This window comes from Acinetobacter sp. ANC 3929 (assembly GCF_000369405.1).
Taxonomy (GTDB): domain Bacteria; phylum Pseudomonadota; class Gammaproteobacteria; order Pseudomonadales; family Moraxellaceae; genus Acinetobacter.
Map to the genome: position 1 here is coordinate 696453 of NZ_KB850000.1, position 19958 is coordinate 716410.

A 19958-nucleotide genomic window follows, 5' to 3' on the forward strand; every position below is an offset into this window, starting at 1 on the left:
TCTAGATCGTATCATCAAAGCTGGTGTTGAGATAAAATTCTAAAATTAGTGTGATAAGGTTCTTTAAATAGATCCTTATCACGATGACAACTAAAACTAAAATCAATGCCTGATCATTATTCCGATTTATCGGAGTGGATTCATTCTGTCATCGAAATTTTCTAACAATACAAATTCTAATGGCGGTAAGTTATCTAGGTTCTGCAAGTATTGTTCAAAATCGATCACGATCTTTTGTCTGTCTTCTTGGCTGATGTAGGGTACGTGGTAAGCAATAAATGGTGGCAATACTTCAAAGCCCACATAAGCCAATGTGCCACGTTGAAGTGATGATAGATAATGCTCAATTGGGCCATGCACTGAACCTTCACCAAACATATGTTCACGGCCGCCAAGTGTTAAACACAGCATCGCTTTTTTGCCAGTCATTCCACCATGATTGTAGAAACGTTTACCACCGTAAAAGAGACCCGATACAAACACACGATCGATCCAACCCTTTAAGATGGCTGGTACAGAGGTCCAATACAAAGGAAAGCTAAATATAACTAGATCAGCACGTTGAATTTTTTCGATTTCCGCTTGGATATCTGGTGCAAATTGGTGTTGTTTAAATGCATGGCGCTGTTCCAACGCATAATTAAAATAATCAGGTTGATTCAGGTTGCCAAAATCATCTTTAGAAGCAACAGAATTAAAGTTCATTTCATAGAGATCAGACACCTCGACAGTATGACCTTGCTGTTCAAAGGTCTGCTGCGCTGTATCTTTGAGGGCTGCGGTAAATGACTGCTTTTCAGGATGTGCATGTACGATCAAAATATGCATGATTTCACCAGTTTAAAATCTGACTTTCTAGATAGAGCTACTATGCTTAAAGTAAGAAAGCTGTCATAGTTCATTAACCGCCAATATTTACCATTTTACGCCAAATTTCCACTGTCTTATGGAGACCACATGAATCCAGAATTACCAGGTACTTACGTCAATCTATTGGTTGAGGTTATACAAAAATGGAATGTGTCTTCTGAACAGCTTTTGTCTGGAACAGGGATTTCAGCACAAACTTTGAGTGCGCCGTTTTGGTATGTGGATTTCGATATTTTCAATCATTTATTGGAAAAAGCAGCATTACTGACACATGAAACTGCGATTAGCCTCTATCTTGCAGAGGAAATGCGAATCTCTTGTTATGGTCATGTTGGGATTGCCGCGACTGCCTCTGAAACATTAGGGGATGCAATCAAAATTCTAGAGCAATTTATTGGCTTACATTGTTCAGTGTTTCAACCGAAACTGAAAATACACGCAGAAATGGCTTATTTGTATTTTCATCAACCTTCACCCAAGTTTAAGTTGAATCAGCACGGAATGATGTTTTTGATTTTAGGCTTTTCACAAATTTTAGAAAACTTGGCTCAAAATAAACTTGGAATTCACTTTAAGTTTCAACAAGAAAAACCAGATTTTTATAAAAACACCCAAAAATTCAATTATTCAAATATCAGTTTCGAGTGTGAAAAAGATTGTTTAACTTTCAATAAGACTTTGCTACGGCTGCCGTTAAAGACAGCTGATGCGTTACTGGCACGCTTAAGCAAACAACAGTGTGAACAAGATGCCACTAAGTTGACATTAAAAAGGCGGCAGAAGGATAGTCTGGACGGCCAGGTCAAAACATTACTTTATCATGAAGATGATGGCTTTTTATCACTGAAACAGGTCGCTGAAAAGCTCCATCTCTCAGAGAGGACCCTACAGCGACAGTTAAGCAATAAACAAACGTCTTTCCAGAGTCTTGTGGCTGAAGTACGCAGGAATCAGGCGGAGCAGTTATTAAAACAGCCCAAGGTTTCGATTGAGCAAATTGCAGAGCGTTTAGGCTATGCCGATATTTCCCATTTTTCTCGAGCATTTAAAAAGTGGACCAATGTTACGCCTAAATTTTTCCGTGAAGTCAGCATTGGTCGATCTTGTTCTTAGAGTTCAGCTCCACCAATATCGAAGGATATGGAAAAAAATCGGTGCAGAAAAACAGATGGAGTCGATCCGATCTAACATACCGCCGTGACCTTGAATGAGTTGTCCCCAGTCTTTCACACCACGATCACGTTTGATGGCAGACATAACTAAACCACCAAAAAAACCAAAAATACAAATAATCAAACCAATGAGTGCGGCTTGCCAATAATTAAATGGGGTCAATGATGACATCAATACACCGAGTGCAGTTGCGAGCACAATACCACCAATTAGCCCTTCTACGGTTTTTGATGGGGAAAGTGTAGGAGCAACTTTATGTTTTCCGAACAGCTTGCCACATACATATTGAAGGACATCAGATGCTTGTACCACCATAATCAGCCAAATCGCCAACCAAATTTTTTCCCCTGTAAATTTGGGTAAATCCAAATTGAGCAGGGCAGGAACGTGTGAAATACAAAAGACACTGACCATCAAACCCCATTGGATTTTGGCACTACGTTCTAAAAAATGTGTCGTATCTTCAAGTTTTAAGCTGGCAATGGGGATCAGAAGAAACACATAGAGTGGAATGAAAATCGAAAATAATCCGTACCAGTTGGTGTAGACCAAATAATATTGATAAGGAATAACGAAGTAGAACGCAATCAGTAAGGGAAGATAGTCACCGCGCCGTGTGGGTAATAAGCTAATAAATTCACGTAATGCAAAAAATGAAATAAGGCCAAACAAGACAATAAAAGCAGTTTTACCCAATAGAATGGCTGCTGCCAAGACGATCAGCATGATCCACCAAGCATTGATACGCGCATTCAGGTTATCAATCACAGGAGAAGGGGCTGTACCTGCTTTTTGTTTGAGTATAAAGCCAATACTTGAGGCAATAATCAAAATGACTGCAAAGATGCCAAACAATAGATAAGTTTGTTGTAAATTGTCTAAACTCATTGGGTTTCGGCCTCTTTTAATTTCAATAATTGCTGCTGAGCATGGTGCAAGAATTGATCTTTGTCCGTGAGTTGATCAAGTGCTAAAGGTTTGCCAAAGATGACCGTCGAGAGCAGAGGTAAGGGGATAAATGCGCCTTTAGGCATGACTCGTTTTAAATTAGAAATCCAAACAGGGATAACTTCAACTTCAGGGAACTGCTTGCTGAGATGATAAAGACCACTTTTAAATTGCAGTATTTCTACATCATCATTTAAATTACGTGTCCCCTCTGGGAAGAAAATAATAGAATAGCCTTCTGCCAAAACATCTTTAACGGGCTGTAATGGATCTTGTTGGTCTGTGCGATTACGCTGAATGGTGACACCTGAAAAGGTATCTTGAATCAGAAAACGCCTAAATCCATCTTTAAGCCAATAATCGGACGCGGCAATTGGTCGTGTTTTTCGACGGATGTGAGTGGGTAAAGAAGACCATAATAGAATGAAATCAATATGGCTATTATGGTTGGCATAATAGATCCGCTGCTTAAGTTCAGGTTCACAACCAACCCATAAGCTTCGTGCACCTGTTATCAATCGTGCACCTCGACGGGTTAAGAACGCAATAAAACGGGCAACGGATTGCGTGATTATATTTTTTTTCATTCAACCTTCATCTATGTGCTAACTTATAAAAAAGTACAATGAATACAGTATATTGTACTAACACAATGGTCATCTGTATTTTGAATAGCCTTAAACAGCCCTTAAAGCGTTCCGACCAATCACGATCTGTTTTATTGGATGGAATCAATTTTAAATTTAACAATGATTGATCCAATTGTTGAGTAAGATTTTCGATCTTTTCTGGTTGATCAACCATATGCTGTAATAGACCACGATCAAACTCAATCCGAATAAATAGATAATGGTGAATCGCCAGTAGTCCAGTAACAAGGAAAAGAGGAATCAATATCTGCATTTTTGAAAATAAAGATAAGATGATAATCGACAAGATAAATGCTAAATAGCCTGATTTTAAAAGACTATTGCTTTGTTTTAGTAGCAGGCCAATGATTACAAAATCCATTTTCATTGATGTGCCTCCTTTACAAGAAGAGCTTGAAAACGATTAATTTCAATAATATGAGTCTCACTCAAAACAATCCAAGGACGTGACTTTTGAATCAGGCTAATCGCTTCCGTAGTGGTTTTTACATAGCCTTGCTGTAATAACCACGCAATTAAGATGCTACAACTCCGTGAATAACCAAGTGCACAGAATATCAGTAATTTTTGTGGCTCATTTGCTTGTATTAAAGGCTGGATAAAGTGATCAAACTTTTTTGCTGCTTCTAATAGTTGTGCGCTTTGGATCGGAATTAAATCAAGCGTACTATACTTCTCATAATGATGATCATTATTTGCAGGTAATTCAGCGCAGCAATCAAATACAGCATGATATTGCTTACTATGTTTAGTTGTTGGGATACGGCCTAGATACAGATCAACGCCGTTGAGTTGCAGAATCAACGAGTCTTCAGGATGTTGATAGGTCCAAATACGGCTATTGATCCATGCAACTAGAGAATAAGGTGCAAACAATAGCCATGCAGCGACAGTCATCTGACCATCTTCTTGCTTTTGGAAAAAATGTGGTCTAACAAAAAAGTATGCTAAAGCGACTAAGAATAGACTGATCGAGGGATATAACATCCATAACCATGCACCTTTGAGTAAAAATGCAGGCGTCATACAAAGCAAGGCCCCAATCAAATAAAAACACGCTAATTTTAAATGTTTGCCCGTAATTCGTTGCAAACCATCCTTTTGATAAGGTGCTTTAACTGTAAGTGGAAATAGCCATAAACATAGTGCACCAACCAATAGCCCCAAAGGAATATCGATAAAGTGATGTTGCCACGTGGTTAAGACGGACACTCCAATTAGAAAAGACCAAACATGGACCAACCAACGGTAGTTCGGTTTAATATGTCGACGGTAAAAATCCCACAAAATCACCAATAAAACGATATGCAATGATGGCGCTTGATTAAAGGGCTTATCAAAACCCATGAGTACATCAAACCATATCCCAAAGAAACCATGTAATTCAGCGCGTTCAAAACTGAATTTTAAAGGAAAAATCAAAAAACAACTGATGGAGATCAACTGAGCCGAAAATAGCCTAAGTGAATGTTGTTTTAATTCAAATTTATTCCAACATAACAATAAAGACAATCCGTAAAAAAGATCAATTGACCAATAGGGCACAATAGTCCATGCCCACAATGGGATATGATGTTCCCAAGAAAAAACGATACTTGGGACATGACTTAGGCCAGAGGCGTATTGATTGGCAAATCCGTAGGTTAAAAAGAAAAAAGGGGCTAAAAAGACCAGACAGAGTAGTCCCCATTTCCAAGTACCATTTTGACGGTCTAAAATATTATTTTGCATAAGACGTCTTTATTTAAATTTTTTGAGCAACAGAAACTGTGAAAATCCCAAATTCATCAATACATTGATCAACTTTTTTGAAGCCAGCTTGTTCAACCAATGCATCCATCTCTGCTTGTGAGCGTAACCGCATTACCCACGCATCGCCCTGACGATGTGAAGTTAAAGCACGTGCAATAAACTCTTGCTGCGGATGCCAGATTTGTCCCGTATAAATCAGATAACCGCCTTGTAGCATAGCTTGATGAATACCAGAGAGAGATTGTCTTAATAAATCGTTATCACTAAAGAGTTCATAAAGCCCAGAAACAATGACTAAGTTAGGTTTTGGTTTAATCTTTGCCAGTGATGTGGTATCAAATGCATCACCTAATTCAAACTGAGCAATATTTTCTAGATTTCTTTGTTGAATCAATGCTGTTCCAGAATCAACATTGAGTTGGCTATAATCTCTTAAAAGCACAGATTTAGGCGGTGTCGGAAGCTCATTCACCGCATCTAAAATATAGCGACCATGACCCGCAGCGATATCCAGAATTCGAACGTCTTTACGCTGCTTGATCAGTGCTTTTGCGTATTTTGCCAATAACTGTTCAATATGTTGTTTACGGACACGAATTCCACGCCAACCAATCGCGTTTAAATATTGCTGATCGATAATATTACCAAGAATATTTTTGCTTTCCCCTTGATTTCGATAAACAAAATCTAAAGTACTCCCAGAATCATAACCAGTATCTTCACCAATTTTTAAACCATGAGAGAATTTACTGCCGAGCTTTAAATTACGTTTAGTTAAATTCCAGAATAAATTTTTGATTGAAGAAGCGGGAAGTGCGCTACTTAGCTGTTCTGCCGTTGCACAGCTTGGACCGATTTTATCGGCATTCAATACATCTGGGGATTGATAATCTTCGGCAAAGCTTTGCAAAATGAAGCGACGAATCTTTTCAACAGCGATATGACGATCTTTTTCACCTAAAGTGTCGTGAAAAAATCCTTCTAATACATGAAACTCTTTTCTAGGATGAGGAAGCTTTTCATAAAATTGTTGTTGTGGTTTGCGGAATACCACAAAGTCTGATCCAGAACATAGAACTTGTGTGGGAACAAAGATATTTTGTGCATCATTTACAATACGTTCAGATGCAGCATATAAACCCAAAAGCATGCGGACCGAAATGGCTTTGGCGATTTGAGGATCTGTATCATAGGTTTTTGCACGTTCAGCATCATGCGTCAGCATATTGGCTTTTACATAGCTGGTAATAAAGAAATTACCTTTGAGTTTGCTTAAAACGGTTAAGCCTGTTTTTGCAAAGGGTACATACAGTTTGATATCAAATGCGGGTGAAGCTAAACATAAGGCTCTAATTTTTGGTGCATAATCATGTACCCATGTAGCTGCTAAAACTGCTCCAACGCTTTGACCAATGACAGCGATATTGGTGGATACAATATTGTAACTCGCTTCAATGTGTTGAACAAAATATTGAATATCTTTCACACATGCAGAGAAACTTGGTGCATCGCCACGTAAACCTGGTGAATCTCCATGTCCGCGTGCATCCCATGCAAAAATATCAAATTCTGGTAGGTTGAGCTCATTGACCAAATGCGCCATACGTCCAGAGTGTTCATGTCCACGATGGAATAAAATAATTGCTTTTTTTACATCTTGTGGAGCCGATGCTGGCCAGTGTTGGTAAGCCAACTTGGTATCATCATGGGTCGTAAATATATGTTTTTGTATGCTTTGCATTTAATCTTCCTTAAAGTTGAATACTATTTTTAATACGGTTGTAAATTGTCAAAATCAGCAAAATAGCAATGATGGCTAGAAGTCCGTTGCATATATAAGTTAATGAATCTAAATAATTATTTTTAATTAAATATGGACTAAAGCTTGTACATATTGCAATTAAACTAAACCAAAATGCACGGTCACTTTTACCCATAGGACCATCATAACGGCGTTCATGACCAATTAATGGAGCCATAACGCCAGCGTATTCACTCAGAATCGCTAGAAATACAACTAAACCTAATAGAAATGGATTGATGAAAGCTAAGCCTAAAAAACACAGATAAAGCGCTGAATCGGAGATGACATCACAGATTTCATTTAAATATGCGCCAAGTTTTGATTGCTGATTGAATTCACGTGCGAGCATGCCATCAATTGCATTGAATGCCATACGAACAAGCATCCATACAGGAAATAATAAGAACAGAATGAATGATTGCTGGTAAACGTTTAGTTTGTACAAAGTAAAAGCTAATCCAACAGAGATAAACATTGCTAAGAGCGTAACTTGGTTTGCAGTAATCTTTTTCGAATAAAGCCATTTTACCAATGGACGAAGTAAATTTTGAAATGCAGGTTTTAATTGATAAATCGAAGGCATTGTTATTGGTATAAACATATTTATATAGTCACTAGCATTGTGTGTAACTTTCCAATGCATGTCAACATACGTAAGGATTCGGCAAAATCTGTAGTTGCAAAAGTTGTTTTAGATACCTAGGTTATTTATTTCAATATATTTCGCATAATGTATATTATGTTAAATAAGATACACCTAACAATAACTTCATCTTTTGCCATTCTCTGACCTCTATTCAATAACTTATATCGGTTCTATTAAAATTATAAAGTATGACTAGATTCGTCTTATCCATGCTTGTTTCCTATGCTTTACACAATATTGGAATATAAGCTGTGCTTTTATATGTTAATTACGTTTAAATTCCAATTCTCTCATTTTCTAACTAATTCAGGTTATAATAAAGGCCTCCAAAAATATAGTTGATCTATTATGAATGCCTCCAATGACCCTCTACACGGCAAAAAACTTGCTGATATTTTGGATGAGTTATTGGATTATTACGGTGGCTTTGAAGGCTTAAGTCGTAAAATTGAAATTAGATGTTTTTGTATAGATCCAAGTGTTAAATCATCATTGCGATTCTTACGTACCACACCATGGGCACGTGAAAAAGTAGAAAGCTTATATTTGTATGTCTTACGCCAAAAAGCCAAACAGAAATCGTAGCTATTGCTTTGATTTTTATATGTATAGTGTATTTTCATCAATCACCAGCGAGCATTGAATTGTTCTAATTTGATTGTTTTTTCTAAGTTTGAACTCATCCTGAATATGATCAAATACCGTCAACCGTCCCAAAGCTTCACTAAACAGGTTAATGAAACTTGACATTGTAAAAATAAACTAAAAAACTTTATTACGGATAGCCCAAACAATTACAATTATAACTAAAGTAGTTGATGAGCTAAAAATACATGACATTATGAGTGCATATCTTGCTAACTGATTAGGTCCTTCTACTGAAAAAAAAGTTGAATTCATCCAGTCTTTAGGAAAAAGAATTGATAAAATAAGCAACGATAGAAAAAAAATAACAAAAAAACAGAGCGGTGTTAGATACCTTAACTTCCAATTTGTCTTATGTACAAAATATCCAACTATAAATGAAAATATAAAAAAAATACCAAAATTTAAAATAGACATGATTTCCTCTTGATAAAAAAGTAGAAAACTTATATTTGTATGTTTTACGCCAAAAAGCCAAACAGAAATCGTAGCCTCAGCATTTTAATTCGTGGTGGATTGCCACACCACTTAGAACAATTGAAAGTCAGATCGATTATTCCTTTAAAAGTACAGTATCTAGTCAATATTCTTACTTTCCCTTAAGTTACGATATTGCTTAGGTGTTAGCTTTGTCCAACGTTTAAAAGCACGAGTAAAATGTGTGACATCAGAATAACCTAATTTTTCTGAAATATATGAAATACTATATTCATGATTATTTAATAATTTTTTTGAAAAACGTTCACGTACTTCATCCATTAACATCTGAAAGGTTGTTCCCTCTTTTGCCAATTGACGTTGCAGCGTTCTCTCTGTCAAATGCAGGTTGTCTGCCACATCTTTCATTTTGAAAAAGCCCTCGACTTCATCAAAAAGCAACTCACGCACCAAAGCCGTCAATGGATTTTTTTCCCCGCGTTTTGCCGCTAATTTATTCAAATCATATTTGCACTGCTCACGCGCCAAACGGGCTGCCAATGGATCAGCCATGATCAGAGGCAACTCTAAATATTCTTCTGAAAAAATTAAACGATTATTTTCTTTATTAAAATTTATCTCACAAGGCAATAACTCTTGTACTTGCGGTAAAAATGATGGTTCAAAGTAGTTCAGTTCAGCCTTGATTTTTAGGTCATTTTTTCCAGTAATCGCCTTAGACATCTGAGCAAACCCCACCATCAGAAAAGTCATACCGACGATCCCCATCTTAAAATTCAACATTGGCTGATCTAAAGACAAAGAAGCAATACCATTGTTTGTTTCAAGACGTGGTTTTAACGCTGGGCAACGTAAACCAATAAACTGCTCCATCACATTTAATGCTTCACCTAAATTTTGTGAAACCATGACAGCTAACCCAACGGAACCATGACAGGAAACCGTCATTTGTAGTCCCAAATATACGCCTAATGCGGGCTCATTGGTCAGTTCTACAGCACGATTAAGCAAATTATTAAAAATATCAAAATCTAAATACCAAAAAGGTTCGGATAACTGCTCAACACGGATACCACTTCCCTCCAGTAGTTGTTCTGGAGAGATATTTAAGCGCTGTACAACATCAGCCATCAAACTGACATAGGTTCCTGGTAAAGACGGATTCACAAGCATGATCTCAGCAATATCTTATATAGAATGTCGCAAAATGGTCAAAACTGTCATTTCAAGAACTATGACACATATGTTTGATTCGGCATAGTAGCAACAATCAGATTGTCTCATTTTTATCCATCTCCCTTATATGGATAAAAATTTATAAAGGTTGGTGAAATATGAAAGCTCTTGTTACTGGTGGTGCTGGTTTTATTGGTTCACACATTGTACGCATGCTCTTGAATGAAAATTATGAAGTTCGTGTTTTACATTTACCACAGGAAAAGCTTACGAACCTGAATGGTCTAGATGTTGAACTGATTGCAGGTGATATTACAGATCCAGCCAAAATGGATCGTGCCGTTGCAGACTGTGACGTAGTATTTCATACCGCAGCGATCTATGCATTGTGGCTGCCTAAACCTGAACTAATGCGCAAAGTAAATGTTGAAGGAACCCGTACAGTCCTCAATGCTGCAAAAAAAGCAGGGGTAAAACGTGTAGTTTATACCAGTACTGGCGCATGTTTTGCTGGACAACCTAAAGGCATACAGGCTACAGAAAATAGTCCTTTTGCTTTAGGTGCAACGGGTGATGCTTATGTATTGACCAAATTTGAAGCCCACCAAGTTGCCTTGCAGTTTGCAGCAAGTGGTTTGGATGTCGTGATTGTCTGCCCGACAGGTCCAATTGGTCCTCAAGATATTGCCCCTACCCCAACTGGTAAATTATTACTGACTATCGCCCAGATGCCAGCCCTCGCTGTTCCAGCTGCGATTAATAATATGATTGACGTTCGAGATGTGGCTAAAGGCCATGTACTGGCAGCCCAGAGAGGTAAAACAGGTGAAACCTATATTATTGGTAACAGGGATCTAGATGGTGTAGCTATGGCTAAAACTGTCCATCATTTATTAGATATTTGGCGACCTGTCATGACCATTCCAAGCCTAATTGAAGGTGTTTCATCTCAATTGGCTGGACATGCTGCTTTATGGGTGACCGAGCATATTACGCATAAAGCGCCACTTGTTACCCCGTCAGCAGCAAAAATTGGACAATTAGGAACCTCATTTAATTGTGTAAAAGCTGTACAAGAACTCGGTTTACCACAAACACCTGTTGAAATTGCAGTTCGTGATTCCCTGCAATGGTTTGCAGCAAATGGCTACATACATTCCCGTAACTTGATCAAGAAGATTGAGAATATTTCTCTGTAAAACCTACAGGAGTAACAACATGAGCAAGTTCATCGATCATCAAATTATTGCCCGAAAGGTTCATTTTGATTTTTCCCAAACACCACGTCACTGGGTTCCTAACGATGTATTGGCTACCCATGTACTCAACAGCATGCATGTATTGTTACCCGCTGTTGAACATTGGTTTTGCCGTCTTGCCAATAAAACCTTGCCTTATGTCCATGACAAGAACCTAAAAGCTGATATCCGCGGGTTTATTGCTCAGGAAGCTGCACATGCCAATGCACATAAAGGCGCAGAAATTTATTTCCAGACTCATAGCATTGACCCGACACCATTCCAAAATTTTTTAGACTGGATGTTTAAAGACGGTTTTATGGGTGACACCCCTTTTGGGATTTATGGACCATTCAAACGCTATTCCAAACAATGGTTAGCGTTCCGTATGGGGATCATTGCTGGGCTAGAACATTATTTCTGTTTCTTTGGAACTTGGGCTTTAGATGCTGAAGGGCTTGAACATGCAGACCCAGCGATGCTAGATATCGTCCGCTGGCACGGCGCAGAGGAAGTTGAACATCGTACTGTCGGCTACGATGCCTATCGTGCCTTAGCGGGTGATGGTGTAAAAGGCTATTTAGGTCGTCAATTCAGCATGGTGTTTGCATTCGCTGCCATGATTGGCTTTTGGTTAGGGGCATCTGTTTATTTATGCAAATTAGACGGTACACCTGAAGCAAAAAAAATTGCTAAAAAGAATCCATTGTCATTAATCTGGACTTTTCAGCAAACGGCCAAGAAGAAAAAAAGCCTACCTGACCTATTCATGATCATGACTGCTTTAAAAGGCTGGAGTAAATTTAACTATCATCCGGAACATGATGGAGATGTCGAAAAAGCAATGGCTTATATCGCTACTTCCCCAGCCGCACAACAAGTTGCTCAAGCCTATGTCAAAGCACTTTCTGCCAAAATAAATAGCTGAGTCTTGCCATGAAAGTTGATCAACTCACCCTTAAACGCGATGGGCTCACCTTGCATGCCAATGTATATGGCGATTCTCAACAACCTTTGGTGGTGCTATTACATGGTTTTCCAGATACACCGCATTGCTGGGACAAGGTTTATCCCATTCTTGTGAATGCAGGTTATCAAGTTCTGGTCCCGTGGCTGCGTGGCTATACACTGGACTCAGTCCATGCCGAAGCCCATTATGGCTTGGCATCAGCGACTGCTGATTTGCAAGCATGGTTAGAAAAGCTAGGCATTCAGAAGTTTCATCTGGCAGGACATGATTGGGGGGCAGCCATTTCCATAACCTATGCCTGCCAATATTCAACATCTGTATATAGCCTGAGTTTACTGGCAGTTCCTCCAATTCCAGCCCTGAAAAATATTTTGACCAACTTAAAATATTTTCCGAAGCAACTGTATATGTCTTCTTATATGTTGCTGATGCAATCGAAATTTGCCAAAAAAATCTTATCCCAGTATCAGGCTGACTTTGTCGAAAAAATTTGGAAAAAATGGTCACCAACTTGGTCTTTTACTGAAGCTGATTTTGCCCCCACACGTCAGGCATTTAGCCAGTCCCAAATTGCTTGGGCTGCCACACGCTATTATCGCAACCTATTTGCAATTCACCACTCAATAAACTTTAAAGCCAATCAACATTTGCTCAGTCAAATCAAGGTTCCAATACTGGCTTTAGCTGGGTTGGATGATGGTTGCATGAATATTCAGTTGCACCATGCTTTGGCACAATCTAGCCATTTTCGCCAAGGCCTTCGTAGCATTTATTTACCCAACTGTGGGCATTTCTTACAAGCAGAGCAACCCCAACTTGTTGCCGAACTGCTACTTGAACATTTTCAAAAAACGACAGTTTAAGCACTGACTTAAATCATTTTGTTTAAGTCAGTTATCCCTATTTCGTTCTAGGATTTTTCTATGAATAAGGCAGTTAAACCATCCAAGCCAACTCAATTGGTTGATGTATTGATTATTGGTGCAGGTCCTTCTGGACTGAGTACTTGCATTAAGTTAAAGGAACAAGGCATTAAAAATGTCGTGATTTTGGACATGGCAAACCGTATAGGGGGTACTTGGGCACTGAATGATTACCCTGGCCTGTTCTGTGATGTCCCAAGTGAAATGTACTCTTTAGGTTTTGCACCTAATCCAAACTGGTCACGTACCTATGCCCCTCAGGCAGAAATTCGCCAATATCTAGATGATGTTGCCCATAAGTTTAATATCGTGAATCAAATTCAGCTCAATACAGAAGTTACCGAAGCCCATTGGAATAAAGAACTTAATCGCTGGATGATCAACACACGTGATGGCAACCAGTTCAGTGCAAAAATTTTTGTTCCTGCAACAGGTTTCATTGGCGAAGCTAAAATGCCAAGTTTTCCGGGACAGGATCAATTCAAAGGCAACATGTTCCATTCAGGCAAATGGAACCATGAATATGATCTTACGGGAAAACGTGTTGCCGTGATCGGCAGTGGCGCATCGGCAATTCAATTTTTACCTGCAATTCAACCTAAAGTGGGTCATTTATACAGTTTCCAACGCACACCATCTTGGGTACTTCCGAAGCCTGATTTTGCTGTTCCAAAGGTTGTAAAAACGATTTTCAAAAAAGCTCCCCTACTCGAAAAAGCCATTCGTGAAAGTGCATTGTGGAGTCTTGAGCCATCCTTACCTATCTTCATGAATGTAAAGATCATGGAAAAACTACAGGCACTCGGTCAACTTAATATTAACCTGAGCATCAAAGACCCTGAAATGCGTAAGGCAGTTACGCCTACGCATACCTTGGGTTGTAAGCGTCCGATGTTCTCGAACAACTGGTATGACGCACTGGTTAAACCCAATGTATCTGTGCTCTTCCAAGGTTTATCCCATATCACTGAAAATGGTGTAGTGGGTGAAGATGGTAAAGAAATTACAGTCGATACCATTATTTTTGGTACTGGCTATGCAGTGGCTGAACCTGCCATTTACAGTATTATCAAAGGTACCGATGGTCGTAGCTTAAGCGAGACATGGAAACGCCAACCACGTGCTTACATGGGGATGTCTATTCATGGTTTCCCAAATATGTTCATGATGTTAGGACCAAATTCTCAGAATACTGTTGGCTCAGTCATGTGGACGGCAGAACAGCAATCCATCTATATTTCAAAAGCAGTCAAGCTCATGGAAGAGCGACATCTTGACCGCATTGAAGTGAAAGAAGCAGTACAAAAACAATTTAATGCAAGCATCGATAAACGTTTGGTGAAGATGCCCGTCAGAGCTGATATTTGTAAAAGCTACTATCTGGACGATGCAGGACGTAACCATATCATCTGGCCAGAGTTTGGCTTTGTGATTAAGTACAAGCTGCATCATGTGAATCTAAAAGACTATGAGACTGAAACAAAAGTTATCAAAGTCTTGGCTTAAGCCTAGCATCCAAGTCTAGCCTGATGGCTAGACTTTTTTATTCTTGATTGTGATCAAGAAATATACTTAGGCAAATAATACAATTAGAACAACACGATCAAATCTATGTGCTTCTACAGGTGCTCAGGTACATCACTTCTTCTTTTGCAATAAAAACCCACCGAAGTGGGTTGGAAAATGTAAGGTATGTTGGGTGGTAAGAGATAAAATTATGATTTTTATGTTGCTATGAGCTCTTTCTTGTTCTTCTAAAATTAGCTTAATCGCTGTTCATGACAATTCAATGTCACCCGATCTCTCGATCCATTAAATATCTTTGTGCAATATGGATGGTTTGATCTTGTTCCGGTTGGCATTGTAGCCATGTCCCATCTGCTTGAAGCTCCCATGCTCTGCGATTATCTTTCAAATAATTCTTCAGGCCATCTTCAATAATGAGTTTTTTTAGCCTCTTATCTTCAATCGGGAAACAACATTCGATACGTGAGAACAGATTCCGTCCCATCCAGTCTGCACTGGCGCAATACAGTTTAATCTCACCATCGTTATAAAAATAATAAACACGCGTATGTTCTAAATAGCGTCCCACAATTGAACGGACTCTAATATTTTCTGAAAGCCCTTTGACTTGTGGTCTTAAACAACAAATTGAACGGATAATCAAATCGATCTGAACACCTGCCTGCGATGCTTTATAAAGTGCATTAATCAGTTGAGGTTCAGTCAACGCATTTACCTTAATCATAATCTGCGCTTTTTTACCTGCTCTACTATTTTCAATTTCTTGTTGTATCAATTCAATAAGTTGCGAATGTAAGGTGAAAGGTGCATGGAAAAGTTTTTTTAATTTTGCCATCTTCCCCATACCGGTTAACTCCTGAAAAACTTTATGTACATCCTCACAAATGTCATTATCACTGGTTAATAAACCATAATCTGTATAAATTTTTGCATTGGTCGCGTGGTAGTTTCCAGTCCCTAAATGCACGTAGCGTTTGATTCTATCTTGTTCTCTGCGCACCACCAGAATCATTTTGGCATGGGTTTTATAGCCAACAATTCCATATACAACAACAGCACCCGCCTCTTGAAGTACATTGGCTACTTCAATATTCGATTCCTCATCAAAACGAGCTCTTAATTCAATAACCGCTGTTACTTCTTTGCCGTTTCTAGCGGCTTCTGCAAGAATTTTGACAATCTCTGAGTCTGCGCCACTCCGATAGAGCGTTTGTTTAATCGCAAGTACATTGGGATCATAAGCAGCATCTCTGAGGAGTTTGATCACAGGAGCAAAGCTATCAAATGGATGATGTAACAATACATCTCCTGCTTGTAGCACATCAAAAATTGGTTTTTGGGTATAGAGTGCTTTTGGAATTTTTTGTTGGTAGGGTTGAAAGCGTAATGCCGGTAAATCAAAATTGGAAATGAAACGAGCTAAATTGACAGGACCATCAACAAAATATAGATGTTCTTTTTCTAGCTCAAATTGTTCCAACAAATAGTCTGCAATATGCTCTGGGCAATTTTTATTGACTTCTAAGCGAACAGCACGCCCAAAACGTCTTGCTGATAACTCTCCTTTTAGCGCAATCGCCAAGTCTTCAACATCTTCTGATACTGTTAAATCGGCATTACGTGTAACACGAAATTGATAGCATCCCGTTGCTTTCATGCCCGGGAACAAATCTGCTATATGTTCCTGAATAATTGCTGAAAGTAAAATGTAATGTTCTGAATTACCTGAAATCTGATGTGGCAATTTGACTAATCGTGGCAATGATCTCGGTGCTGGTACGATGGCTAAATCAATTTCTCGTCCAAATGCATCTTTTCCTTCTAAGGTGACTATAAAGTTTAGGCTTTTATTGACCAATCGAGGAAATGGATGTGCAGGATCTAAACTAATCGGAGTTACAACAGGTTGTACTTCATCGAAAAAATAATCTTTAATCCATGCCTTATGCTTTTCTAAAATGTCAGCATATTGGATGTAATGAACTCCATGACCTTGCAATTGAGGGAGAATGGAATGGTTTAATATTTTATATTGTTGTTCTACTGCTTCATGAACGACTTTAGAAATTTGTTGTAATACGTCCGTGAGAGCTGTTCCTTCGGGCCCTACCATCTGAGTCGACAAATTCATTTGTTGTATTAGGCTTGCAACACGGATTTCAAAAAACTCATCCAGATTACGAGAAAAAATAATTAAAAAGTTAAGTCTTTCAAGCAATGGATGTTCATCATCTTTTGCTTGCGCAAGCACGCGTTTATGAAACTCTAATAAAGATAACTCTCGATTTATATAAGTTTCCAAACAGTGTTCCTGACCATTTGTGAGTGCATGCCTAGAATTCATTGATTACTCTAAATGATATAACAAGTGATTTTTGCCAATACCTGATAAGTTAGGCGTGAAATTTTTCATCGTTTATTTTGTGCCTAGTACATTGCAAATTCATGAAAATCATATTTTTCTATTAAATAACCTGAAAGACTTTAGATTTGTAGAATTTTCTAATATAGTAATATTAATCAATAGTATAAGTTTAATTAATAAAGTCTATTTAAATCGATATAATTGATGGGCGAACAACATTTCTATAAAGTTACTTGTATAATTAAGCCAAGTTTATTTTTTAATTTTTATATGACCAATCCATATTCTGAACATGCTCAAGTTGGTGTAGTTTCTACCTTCTCTGAATTGGTAAATACCCATTTTCATGGTGATATGAATGCACTTTGCTGGCATAGAAGTTTGGTGGGTGATTTTAATGAAATTGTGGCTAAACTTGAATTAAAAGAGAATATTACCGAAGTTTCTGTTGAGGATCTTTTGGCATTACCACTTTCAGAAAAAGGTCATCTGGCAAGGGAAATTATCTTAGGAGATATACAGTTACTCACTGATTTAGGTGCATCGCCGTGCCTTAATTTACTTAAAAGTTATGAGCGTGACGAAGAGCTCGATTTCATTTCAACCGATGTATATTCATATCATGTGGATCGATCACCTATCGAAACAGATACTTTTTTATGTACGTATTACGGTCCAGCAAGCGATATTTTGGCTCACGACCAAGTTGAACAAAAGATTTTGATTCCAGAAATTAGAAAAAATTTGAAGAAATTGTATGACGGTCCAATGGCTGACTTCGAAACTTTCTTGGCAGACCATTTTTTTGATCTACATTATCAGCCTAAAACAGATGCGAAACCTGTAAATTTAGGTTCAGGACATCTTTGGCGTTTAGCAGTTGATCATCCAACTCAACAAGTCTTGCCATGTGTGCATCGGGCGCCTACTGAAAAGGACGGCGAGTGTAGACTACTATTAATTTGCTAAAGCTCTATCTGCCCTCATGTTTCTAAGGTTTTACAAGATATTGATCTAGATTATTAAGAGCCAAGTTGATGTTTGATAATAATATTTGTTCTGAATAGCCATCTCTTGCCTGTACAGACAAGCCATGTAAAACCAGCCCATAATATTGTCCTAATTGCTTAGGATCGGCATCCTTCTGCAATTGACCATCTCGCTTAGCTTGCTCAAAACGTTGAATCAGACCTTCAACGCGCTCAATACGCTGCTGTTTCATCCATATGAGAAGATCTTGATTTTCTTCACTTAATACACTTGCCGAAGAAACTACCATGCAACCATAAGCGTGATCTGTTTGAGTGTATAACTTGATCGCTTCTTGAAATAATTGGGTCATTACTTCTTTGATGTTATGTTGCTGCAATGCTTTTACCGCAAAGCCACCTTCATTTTCTTCATAATGTTTGACGGCCTCTCTGAAAAGCGCTTCTTTTGAACCAAATGCTTTATAAATACGTGCTGAAGCAATACCCAAAACCTCAACTAAATCTGACATGGATGTTCCTTCATAGCCATGCTGCCAGAAAAAATCTCGTGCTTTGACCAACGCTTTTTCTCTATCAAACTCTCTTGGTCTACCCGCCATAGTGTTTCTTTTTCAAATTCAGTGTTTTTTATTATTAATCGGAAAAATATTTTTCGCAAATAAATCAATATGATTTGTTGTATCTAAGCCAGTTTCCGACATTTATTTGAAAAAACGAGTTGTTTTTAAATAATATAAAGTCTATTGTTTGTCGATCGACAACTAATGAGTTTCAATGATGCAAACAATTAAAGGCCCAAGTATTCATCTCGCGCAGTTCAGTGATAATGTTTTCCCATTCAATGATTTAGAAAGTATTGCCGCATGGGTTGCGGATAATGGTTTTAAGGCTGTTCAACTTCCAGCTTGGGATAAACGATTATTTGATGTCAATTTAGCCGCTGAAAGTCAGAATTATTGTGATGAGATTACAGGCGTTTTGGATCAAAACGGTTTGCAAATTAGTGAATTAACCACTCATGTTTTTGGCCAGTTAATGGCTGTTCATCCAGCTTATGATGCATTATGTGATGGTTTTGCACCCCTGCATTTACATGGGAAGCCAACAGAAAGAACTCGATGGGCTGAACAACAGATGCTTGCCTCAATTCAAGCTTCTGCGCGTTTGGGTCTACATGATATGGGAACATTCTCTGGTTCTTTAGCATGGCCTTATATATTCCCCTTTCCTCAACGTCCTGCTGGGTTAATCGAAACAGCTTTTGATGAGCTTGCTCGCCGTTGGACGCCTATTTTAAATGCGTGTGATGAATACGATGTCAACCTTTGCTATGAAATTCATCCTGCTGAAGATCTGCATGACGGCATAAGCTTTGAAATGTTTTTAGAACGTACTAATTATCACCCACGATGTCAGATCTTGTTTGATCCTAGCCATTTCATCCTTCAGCAATTGAATTATTTAGAATATTTAGATATCTACAAGGATTTCATCCGCATGTTCCATGTAAAAGATGCTGAGTTCACGCCTACAGGCCGTCAAGGTATGTACGGTGGCTATCAAAGTTGGGGAGATCGAGCAGGTCGCTTCCGTTCCACAGGAGATGGACAAGTTGATTTCAAATCGATTTTTTCAAAACTAGCTCATAACGACTATCAAGGTTGGGCGACTTTGGAATGGGAATGTTGTCTAAAAAATAAAGATGATGGTGCACGTGAAGGTGCTGAATTTATTAAACAAAATATTATTCATGTGACCGATAAAATATTTGATGATTTTGCAGCTGCTCCAGTAAATCAATCACAAATTAATCAATTATTGGGCATTTAAGGCATCATTGA

General features: G+C 38.3%; 18 protein-coding genes. 8 read left to right on the plus strand and 10 right to left on the minus strand.

The window, feature by feature from the left end; all coding sequences use genetic code 11:
• Positions 1–126: 126 nt before the first annotated feature.
• Positions 127–828, minus strand: coding sequence for an NAD(P)H-dependent oxidoreductase (locus F909_RS05130; RefSeq protein WP_005152879.1), 702 nt, complete (start codon positions 826–828; stop codon positions 127–129).
• Between the two features lie 129 nt (positions 829–957).
• Here F909_RS05130 and F909_RS05125 point away from each other — a divergent pair, with 129 nt between their 5' ends.
• On the plus strand, positions 958–1983 hold the full coding sequence (locus F909_RS05125; RefSeq protein ID WP_005152880.1) for an AraC family transcriptional regulator: 1026 nt from the start codon (positions 958–960) through the stop codon (positions 1981–1983).
• Between the two features lie 3 nt (positions 1984–1986).
• On the opposite strand, the gene F909_RS05120 is transcribed toward F909_RS05125, so the two are convergent.
• Genes F909_RS05120 through F909_RS05095 form a run of 6 tightly spaced genes read right to left on the minus strand, consistent with a single transcriptional unit; the run spans position 1987 to position 7780 of the window.
• Positions 1987–2931, minus strand: a complete 945-nt coding sequence (locus tag F909_RS05120; protein WP_005152881.1) for a phosphatidate cytidylyltransferase — start codon at positions 2929–2931, stop codon at positions 1987–1989.
• Positions 2928–3578, minus strand: a complete 651-nt coding sequence (locus F909_RS05115; protein ID WP_005152882.1) for a lysophospholipid acyltransferase family protein — start codon at positions 3576–3578, stop codon at positions 2928–2930. The genes F909_RS05120 and F909_RS05115 overlap by 4 nt, the downstream gene beginning before the upstream one ends.
• A gap of 7 nt (positions 3579–3585) precedes the next feature.
• The gene (locus F909_RS05110; RefSeq protein WP_005152884.1) at positions 3586–4008 is read right to left on the minus strand and encodes a hypothetical protein; all 423 of its coding nucleotides are present in this window, start codon (positions 4006–4008) and stop codon (positions 3586–3588) included.
• Positions 4005–5372, minus strand: coding sequence for a phosphatase PAP2/dual specificity phosphatase family protein (locus tag F909_RS05105; protein WP_005152886.1), 1368 nt, complete (start codon positions 5370–5372; stop codon positions 4005–4007). The genes F909_RS05110 and F909_RS05105 overlap by 4 nt, the downstream gene beginning before the upstream one ends.
• Before the next feature lie 13 nt (positions 5373–5385).
• Positions 5386–7134: a bifunctional alpha/beta hydrolase/class I SAM-dependent methyltransferase gene (locus F909_RS05100; protein WP_005152887.1), complete on the minus strand. Its 1749-nt coding sequence runs from the start codon at positions 7132–7134 to the stop codon at positions 5386–5388.
• A 10-nt stretch (positions 7135–7144) separates the two neighbouring features.
• Positions 7145–7780: a CDP-alcohol phosphatidyltransferase family protein gene (locus F909_RS05095; protein ID WP_005152889.1), complete on the minus strand. Its 636-nt coding sequence runs from the start codon at positions 7778–7780 to the stop codon at positions 7145–7147.
• A gap of 411 nt (positions 7781–8191) precedes the next feature.
• Between F909_RS05095 and F909_RS05090 the strand changes: the two genes are divergently transcribed.
• Positions 8192–8428 (plus strand): VF530 family protein, encoded by a 237-nt coding sequence (locus F909_RS05090; RefSeq protein ID WP_003651786.1) that lies wholly within the window; start codon positions 8192–8194, stop codon positions 8426–8428.
• 636 nt (positions 8429–9064) lie between these two features.
• On the opposite strand, the gene F909_RS05085 is transcribed toward F909_RS05090, so the two are convergent.
• Entirely contained in the window at positions 9065–10093 is a 1029-nt protein-coding gene (locus F909_RS05085) for an AraC family transcriptional regulator (RefSeq protein ID WP_032878200.1), read from the minus strand.
• A 167-nt stretch (positions 10094–10260) separates the two neighbouring features.
• Between F909_RS05085 and F909_RS05080 the strand changes: the two genes are divergently transcribed.
• The 4 genes from F909_RS05080 to F909_RS05065 are packed head-to-tail and all read left to right on the plus strand — an operon-like array spanning position 10261 to position 14739.
• The gene (locus F909_RS05080; protein ID WP_005152903.1) at positions 10261–11301 is read left to right on the plus strand and encodes an NAD-dependent epimerase/dehydratase family protein; all 1041 of its coding nucleotides are present in this window, start codon (positions 10261–10263) and stop codon (positions 11299–11301) included.
• Positions 11302–11320: 19 nt separating this feature from the next.
• The gene (locus F909_RS05075) at positions 11321–12268 is read left to right on the plus strand and encodes a metal-dependent hydrolase (RefSeq protein WP_005152904.1); all 948 of its coding nucleotides are present in this window, start codon (positions 11321–11323) and stop codon (positions 12266–12268) included.
• Positions 12269–12276: 8 nt separating this feature from the next.
• On the plus strand, positions 12277–13173 hold the full coding sequence (locus tag F909_RS05070) for an alpha/beta fold hydrolase (protein ID WP_005152905.1): 897 nt from the start codon (positions 12277–12279) through the stop codon (positions 13171–13173).
• A 60-nt stretch (positions 13174–13233) separates the two neighbouring features.
• Entirely contained in the window at positions 13234–14739 is a 1506-nt protein-coding gene (locus tag F909_RS05065) for a flavin-containing monooxygenase (RefSeq protein ID WP_005152906.1), read from the plus strand.
• Between the two features lie 286 nt (positions 14740–15025).
• Here the strand turns inward: F909_RS05065 and ppk1 are convergent, their stop codons facing one another.
• Entirely contained in the window at positions 15026–17104 is a 2079-nt protein-coding gene (gene ppk1 / locus F909_RS05060; protein ID WP_005152907.1) for a polyphosphate kinase 1, read from the minus strand.
• A 291-nt stretch (positions 17105–17395) separates the two neighbouring features.
• Here ppk1 and F909_RS05055 point away from each other — a divergent pair, with 291 nt between their 5' ends.
• Positions 17396–18094 (plus strand): DUF1826 domain-containing protein, encoded by a 699-nt coding sequence (locus F909_RS05055; RefSeq protein ID WP_032878201.1) that lies wholly within the window; start codon positions 17396–17398, stop codon positions 18092–18094.
• Between the two features lie 22 nt (positions 18095–18116).
• Here F909_RS05055 and F909_RS05050 read toward each other — a convergent pair whose 3' ends face one another.
• Entirely contained in the window at positions 18117–18716 is a 600-nt protein-coding gene (locus tag F909_RS05050; RefSeq protein ID WP_005152910.1) for a TetR/AcrR family transcriptional regulator, read from the minus strand.
• 178 nt (positions 18717–18894) lie between these two features.
• Between F909_RS05050 and F909_RS05045 the strand changes: the two genes are divergently transcribed.
• Positions 18895–19947, plus strand: a complete 1053-nt coding sequence (locus F909_RS05045; RefSeq protein WP_032878203.1) for a sugar phosphate isomerase/epimerase family protein — start codon at positions 18895–18897, stop codon at positions 19945–19947.
• Positions 19948–19958: the final 11 nt, after the last annotated feature.

Excerpts from the sequence above, each read along its gene's own strand:
- F909_RS05050 (WP_005152910.1), bottom strand. The coding sequence starts at position 18,716 with ATGGCGGGTAGACCAAGAGAGTTTGATAGAGAAAAAGCGTTGGTCAAA.
- F909_RS05090 (WP_003651786.1), top strand. The coding sequence starts at position 8,192 with ATGAATGCCTCCAATGACCCTCTACACGGCAAAAAACTTGCTGATATT.
- F909_RS05080 (WP_005152903.1), top strand. The coding sequence starts at position 10,261 with ATGAAAGCTCTTGTTACTGGTGGTGCTGGTTTTATTGGTTCACACATT.
- ppk1 (WP_005152907.1), bottom strand. The coding sequence starts at position 17,104 with ATGAATTCTAGGCATGCACTCACAAATGGTCAGGAACACTGTTTGGAA.
- F909_RS05130 (WP_005152879.1), bottom strand. The coding sequence starts at position 828 with ATGCATATTTTGATCGTACATGCACATCCTGAAAAGCAGTCATTTACC.
- F909_RS05105 (WP_005152886.1), bottom strand. The coding sequence starts at position 5,372 with ATGCAAAATAATATTTTAGACCGTCAAAATGGTACTTGGAAATGGGGA.
- F909_RS05110 (WP_005152884.1), bottom strand. The coding sequence starts at position 4,008 with ATGAAAATGGATTTTGTAATCATTGGCCTGCTACTAAAACAAAGCAAT.
- F909_RS05100 (WP_005152887.1), bottom strand. The coding sequence starts at position 7,134 with ATGCAAAGCATACAAAAACATATATTTACGACCCATGATGATACCAAG.
- F909_RS05055 (WP_032878201.1), top strand. The coding sequence starts at position 17,396 with ATGACCAATCCATATTCTGAACATGCTCAAGTTGGTGTAGTTTCTACC.
- F909_RS05115 (WP_005152882.1), bottom strand. The coding sequence starts at position 3,578 with ATGAAAAAAAATATAATCACGCAATCCGTTGCCCGTTTTATTGCGTTC.
- F909_RS05045 (WP_032878203.1), top strand. The coding sequence starts at position 18,895 with ATGCAAACAATTAAAGGCCCAAGTATTCATCTCGCGCAGTTCAGTGAT.
- F909_RS05120 (WP_005152881.1), bottom strand. The coding sequence starts at position 2,931 with ATGAGTTTAGACAATTTACAACAAACTTATCTATTGTTTGGCATCTTT.
- F909_RS05075 (WP_005152904.1), top strand. The coding sequence starts at position 11,321 with ATGAGCAAGTTCATCGATCATCAAATTATTGCCCGAAAGGTTCATTTT.
- F909_RS05070 (WP_005152905.1), top strand. The coding sequence starts at position 12,277 with ATGAAAGTTGATCAACTCACCCTTAAACGCGATGGGCTCACCTTGCAT.
- F909_RS05095 (WP_005152889.1), bottom strand. The coding sequence starts at position 7,780 with ATGCCTTCGATTTATCAATTAAAACCTGCATTTCAAAATTTACTTCGT.
- F909_RS05125 (WP_005152880.1), top strand. The coding sequence starts at position 958 with ATGAATCCAGAATTACCAGGTACTTACGTCAATCTATTGGTTGAGGTT.
- F909_RS05065 (WP_005152906.1), top strand. The coding sequence starts at position 13,234 with ATGAATAAGGCAGTTAAACCATCCAAGCCAACTCAATTGGTTGATGTA.